The sequence below is a fragment of the Caldisericia bacterium genome (assembly GCA_021158845.1).
In the GTDB taxonomy this organism is placed as follows: Bacteria; Caldisericota; Caldisericia; order B22-G15; family B22-G15; genus B22-G15.
Window position 1 is genome coordinate 1 of sequence record JAGGSY010000150.1, and the last position, 4,677, is coordinate 4,677.

Consider the following 4,677-nt stretch of genomic DNA (forward strand, 5'->3'; position numbering starts at 1 on the left):
AGTGCCGGATGGTGGAAATGAAGAGGGAACATTTATAGAAATAGCCGAAAAGAGCATTCTCTGGATGAAAATTAAAGTTAAGGGTAAACAAGTTCATGCCAGCATGCCTGGATTGGGATTAAATGCTCATCGTGTTGCTCTTGATTATGCAAAAGAGCTTGACGAGTTTCTCCATGAGAAGTATAACGCAAGAGATGAGCTTTTTGATCCACCAGAGAGCACTTTCGAACCCACAATGGGAGGTAATCCAAGCGATGCACCAAACATTGCTCCGGGGGAGCATGAGGTGGTTTTTGATTGTAGAGTCTTACCCCAATACAAGTTGGATGATGTTTTGAGTGATGCCCAGGAGTTTGCTAAAAGAGTGGAGGAAAAGTACAAGAAAGAAATTAAGGGAGAAATCTTGCCAAAAATAGAAGTAGGAGTCTTACAAAGGCTTGATGCCCCAGTCCCAACTCCTAAGGACAGTGAGATTGTCAAACTTCTCCAGAAGGCAATAAAAGAGCTTAGAGGGAAGGATACTAAAATTGGTGGTATTGGTGGAGGAACCTTTGCAGCTTACTTTAGAAAACTTGGAATCCCAGCAGTTGTTTGGGCCACTTTAGATGAAACGGCCCACCAACCAAACGAATACGCAAAAATAGACAATATGGTTGAGGATGCAAAGGTCATGGCTGCTTTGACACTCCTTTGATGACGTCTTTTAACGAGGTGATCTCCATGGAGTTTGATACTGCTTGTAAAGATGTCCAAGAGATAGTTAAACCTAAATACAAACTCTTTACTGCTGACCTAATTACCTACCCCTCCCAACGTTCTCAAAATAATAAAAGTTCAAATATCCAGCCACAGATCAAAAACACAGACAAGACCACATTGATACGATTGAAAGGCTCAAAAATTCCTTGAAGTTGAAAAAGGGAGTGAAGTCTTACACATATGGAGGGATTAATGCCATGGATGTTATACATATTATTAAGGGGCGTAGGGCTGTTAGAAAGTTTAAAGAGGAAGGGATTCCGACAGATAAGCTTTTGAAGATTCTTGAGGCCGGAATTTGGGCACCAAGTGGAAGTAATATCCAACCTTGGGAGTTTATAGTAGTGATGAATAAAGAAACAATAGAGAAGATAAAGCTTATCTCCCCGGGTTTATTTGGAAATCCAGTAACCGTGATTATCATCTGTATAAACAAAGAACGCTCTAAGAAAGCTGGAAAACTCGGCGAAACCATGGCAATAATGGATATCTCCATGGCCGCTCAAAACATGATGCTAATGGCTTATTCTTTGGGAATTGGCTCGTGTCCGATAGTATCATTCAGTAAAATTGCAGTAAAGGAATTACTAGAAATCCCGGAGTATGTTGAACCAGTGTTAATGGTTAGTCTTGGTTATCCTGAATTCTGGCCCGAACCACCAAAAAGAAGACCCCTAGAAGAGGTGGTGCACGTTGAAAAATTCGGCCAACATTTTTAATGATGAACATTTTAAACTTTTAGCTTTCTTGATAACAAGTGCAAGAGGGTGTGTTGATGAACCCCCCCTTTACGGTCCGTTAAGATTGGTGGATGCTGCAGCAAGGCTGATTGAAATAATGAAAAAAGAAGGGAAAACAACAAATGAAATATTAAAACTTCAAAAGTTAATTGAGGAGAAGAAGAACCTAGTAATGTATGATGAAGAAGAATTCACAACCTTCCTAGATGAACTTTTGAGAGAATTAGCAAAGATAATTAAAAAATCGTAGTAAATTTCCTTTTTAATTCAACGGTGATGATTGATGAAGAACTCTATTGGTTTGATTGTTAATGGATCTAATGTGTTGTTGAAAAAGTTTAATGTCGATTTAATGGATATTTTAGATGCTTTAAAGAGCTTGGGAAGGATCGTTGTGGGGAAGGTTATTTTGAATCATAATACCCCATCAAGATTGGTTAAGGTAGTAATTGAGTACGGCCTAGAACCGATAATTGTCAATGGTCGTGCTGATGTAGCAGTTGCCGTGGAAGCAATGAAGATTATTTATAATCCAAGAATAAATACTCTAGCGTTAGGAGTTAGAGATGCCCACTTTCTCCCCCTCTTACTTGAAGCCAAGAAAGCTGGAAAAAAAGTAATAATCATAGCTCCAAAAAAAGACCTAAGCCAAGCCCTTCAAAACACCGCAGATGAAATTATAAAGTTATCACGCCCTATCCTTCCCAACATTTAGCATTCTACAATTGATATTTAATCACTTGATTCTCGAGAAAACGTTGTATGGTCAAAAATAAAAATAAACCAAAAATCTACCCTCCAATCGCAACCTTAATTCCCTTCAAGATACTGACCACCTCATCAATTATCTCTCCTAATCCAAGCTCATCCAAAGTCTTCTCAATTTTAACCTCCATGTGGACTGGCACTTTAAAAGTCTCCTCAAAGGGAACAACCACCGTTTCATTCACCGGAACCTCAACCGTCAAATCCAAAGGAACCTTCACCGGGAAAGTGTCCTTGAAGTGAACCCTAACGGTCGTATCAATCGGAACATCAACATACGTATCCAAAGGCACAATAATCTCCTTCTGCTCTCCATTTACATCAACCGTAGTCGTTATGTTTTGAGCAACCCTGGCCCTTGCAACCAGCTTAACCGGAACGGTAACATAAGTATCTATGGGCACTTCCGTCTCAATCTCCTTATTAATAGGCACATCCATAACCATAACAATTGGAACCTCTATCTGCTTGCTTATCGGTACCTCAACCTCCTGATCTATGGGATACTCAAAGGTTATCTTTTGGTCTTTCATCCCTTCCACCACATCAACGACACTGTCGATTTCCGTCATGGCAATGTTCCTCACCTGAAATAGCGCGTAGAGCAAAACTCCGTTAAGCAAAATTGAAATAACCACCAGAACCAGCAAAACATAACTCAACTTGGACGCCATGACTACCACCAGAAATTAGTAAGGAGTTTTGATATTATAAAAGTTGAGAACAAATTCAATGTTAAAATATAATCAGAACGTTACTTGCCTCACTCATGGGCTTCACCTTTTTCAACTTATGATACCTTTAAGCCCTGTGAGGCTTCATGAGACTTTAATCCTCATGGCTTAACACTATCCTCCAGTTCTTTCAAGAATTTCAGCACATCACTCCAGACTTTCTCAAACTCCGGGAGTGGATTTATTTGATGACCTAGGCTTCTCTCCCAAGCTCTTTCGTAATGGAGTTTACGTCTTTCAAATTCCTCAAACTCCAACTGAACACTCTTGACCTTAAACTTCTCAAAGATTATTTCAGGGATTTTCTTCCACTCTATGATCTCTTTCAAACACCAGACATCATACAAATCCCTTGGTCTCGTTCTCTGGAAGAGCGAGCGGACTTTCTCGACAAAGATTTCTTCAAGGGAATACACTAAGACTTCAGCATTGCATTCATCAGAGTAAGGGTGAATAATCCTCCTTTTTTCTAATGTGAGCAAGATGAGTTCGTTTTCAATTTTGGTCAAATCAATCTTGATTTTTAGTGGAGAACCCGATGTTCTTATTATTCTAAAGTATACCGTAGCTTCATAGCCATTCAACGTCTCTTTAAAGACAATGTTCTCTTCAAAACCGATACCACTTTCTCTTCTGGCAATCATAACACCTCTCAATAACTCCTCCAGTATTGTTTTCCTGTCATATTCCTCCAAAAGCGTGAAATCTAAATCATCAGAAAACCTGTAATCCCCAATGAAGACCTTTTTTATTCCGGTTCCTCCCTTTAACGCCATTTTAAGTGATGTCTTTGAAAGCCCAAACAAGAGCCAGTTCTGGGCATAATCCCTCTCCACAGTACTCTCAGGAACTTTTGCTCTTCTCGCAATTGCTTTGATTTCAAGTATCGGAATCATTCTAATCCCTCCAATTCAACATTAACTATGATCTTCCATTTACTGTCAACATGTCCCTCTCTAGGCATTGTTGGATCAAGGAGAATATAGTTTCTCGTTTTCAGCTTTGGTAAGCCAATATCTACTCCAAAATAATCACACAAGTAGCCAAGCCGTCTTATGACGGCAGAATTATTCATCCTCACTGCATACTCTCTGAGCTTTTCTGCCTCAAGCTCCTCCCTGAATGCCTTAGCAACCTCAAGTATTCCCCCACAATATCTCGGCTTATCTAAGCAGTCGATTACGGTTTTTTCTCTGTCTGTTATGGGAACTTGAAACTCCTCAATCCATGTCTTTTCAATACCGAAGTATTTCTCGAGCTTTATTCTGACGATTTTGTATCTAACCCCAAAAATTCTGAGGTCTTGTTTTTTCTTTCTTGCTGTCGTCTGGATGAATACAGTGTTGGGTATTTGTTCGGTAAAGCCGTGATAGTTGAGAGCTGACCAATAGGCTATAGTGGAAGGCTTTACAAGCAGAGAACCTATTATGAATTCATGAAGCGTGTATTCTCCTTTTTCTGCTCCCAAAGGAATTACAATGTATTTTCCCTTTTCAATTCTCTCAATCCAGCCTTTTTTCTCGAGCCTGCTAAGGAGAACTTTCAGGATGTTTTTATCAATCCCTGTTATCTTAACCGCTTCCTCTATGGTGAAGATCCTCTTTCTCGCGAGTTTGTTAAGCATTTCAATTCTCATAATTATCCACCATAGTTAACAATTTTGATAACTTTGGTGTATA

7 protein-coding genes are annotated in these 4,677 nt (G+C 39.5%); 4 read left to right on the forward strand and 3 right to left on the reverse strand.

All coding sequences use genetic code 11. The annotated features are described in order from the left end of the window. The 4 genes from J7J33_05350 to J7J33_05365 form a co-directional block, all read left to right on the forward strand. Positions 1 to 694, forward strand: a 694-nt coding sequence (locus J7J33_05350) for a M20/M25/M40 family metallo-hydrolase (protein ID MCD6168703.1), incomplete at its 5' end; no start/stop codon positions are given. 262 nt (positions 695 to 956) lie between these two features. Continuing rightward, the gene (locus tag J7J33_05355) at positions 957 to 1,478 is read left to right on the forward strand and encodes a nitroreductase family protein (GenBank protein MCD6168704.1); all 522 of its coding nucleotides are present in this window, start codon (positions 957 to 959) and stop codon (positions 1,476 to 1,478) included. Further along, positions 1,453 to 1,749, forward strand: a complete 297-nt coding sequence (locus J7J33_05360; protein MCD6168705.1) for a hypothetical protein — start codon at positions 1,453 to 1,455, stop codon at positions 1,747 to 1,749. The genes J7J33_05355 and J7J33_05360 overlap by 26 nt, the downstream gene beginning before the upstream one ends. Positions 1,750 to 1,782: 33 nt before the next feature. Further along, a complete protein-coding gene (locus tag J7J33_05365; GenBank protein ID MCD6168706.1) occupies positions 1,783 to 2,214 on the forward strand; it encodes an NYN domain-containing protein in 432 nt (143 codons plus the stop codon). Positions 2,215 to 2,290: 76 nt separating this feature from the next. Here J7J33_05365 and J7J33_05370 read toward each other — a convergent pair whose 3' ends face one another. The 3 genes from J7J33_05370 to J7J33_05380 all read right to left on the reverse strand — a co-directional run bounded on the left by J7J33_05370 (position 2,291) and on the right by J7J33_05380 (position 4,634). Continuing rightward, positions 2,291 to 2,938, reverse strand: coding sequence for a hypothetical protein (locus J7J33_05370; GenBank protein MCD6168707.1), 648 nt, complete (start codon positions 2,936 to 2,938; stop codon positions 2,291 to 2,293). 161 nt (positions 2,939 to 3,099) lie between these two features. After that, positions 3,100 to 3,894, reverse strand: a complete 795-nt coding sequence (locus J7J33_05375) for a nucleotidyl transferase AbiEii/AbiGii toxin family protein (protein ID MCD6168708.1) — start codon at positions 3,892 to 3,894, stop codon at positions 3,100 to 3,102. Further along, complete coding sequence (locus J7J33_05380; protein ID MCD6168709.1) at positions 3,891 to 4,634, reverse strand: type IV toxin-antitoxin system AbiEi family antitoxin domain-containing protein; 744 nt, start codon at positions 4,632 to 4,634, stop codon at positions 3,891 to 3,893. Before J7J33_05380 ends, J7J33_05375 begins: the two co-directional genes overlap by 4 nt. Between the last annotated feature and the right edge of the window lie 43 nt (positions 4,635 to 4,677).

Bases quoted from the DNA above. Each gene is read 5' to 3' on its own strand.
- J7J33_05355 (MCD6168704.1), top strand. From the start codon at position 957: ATGGATGTTATACATATTATTAAGGGGCGTAGGGCTGTTAGAAAGTTT.
- J7J33_05365 (MCD6168706.1), top strand. From the start codon at position 1,783: ATGAAGAACTCTATTGGTTTGATTGTTAATGGATCTAATGTGTTGTTG.
- J7J33_05370 (MCD6168707.1), bottom strand. From the start codon at position 2,938: ATGGCGTCCAAGTTGAGTTATGTTTTGCTGGTTCTGGTGGTTATTTCA.
- J7J33_05375 (MCD6168708.1), bottom strand. From the start codon at position 3,894: ATGATTCCGATACTTGAAATCAAAGCAATTGCGAGAAGAGCAAAAGTT.
- J7J33_05380 (MCD6168709.1), bottom strand. From the start codon at position 4,634: ATGAGAATTGAAATGCTTAACAAACTCGCGAGAAAGAGGATCTTCACC.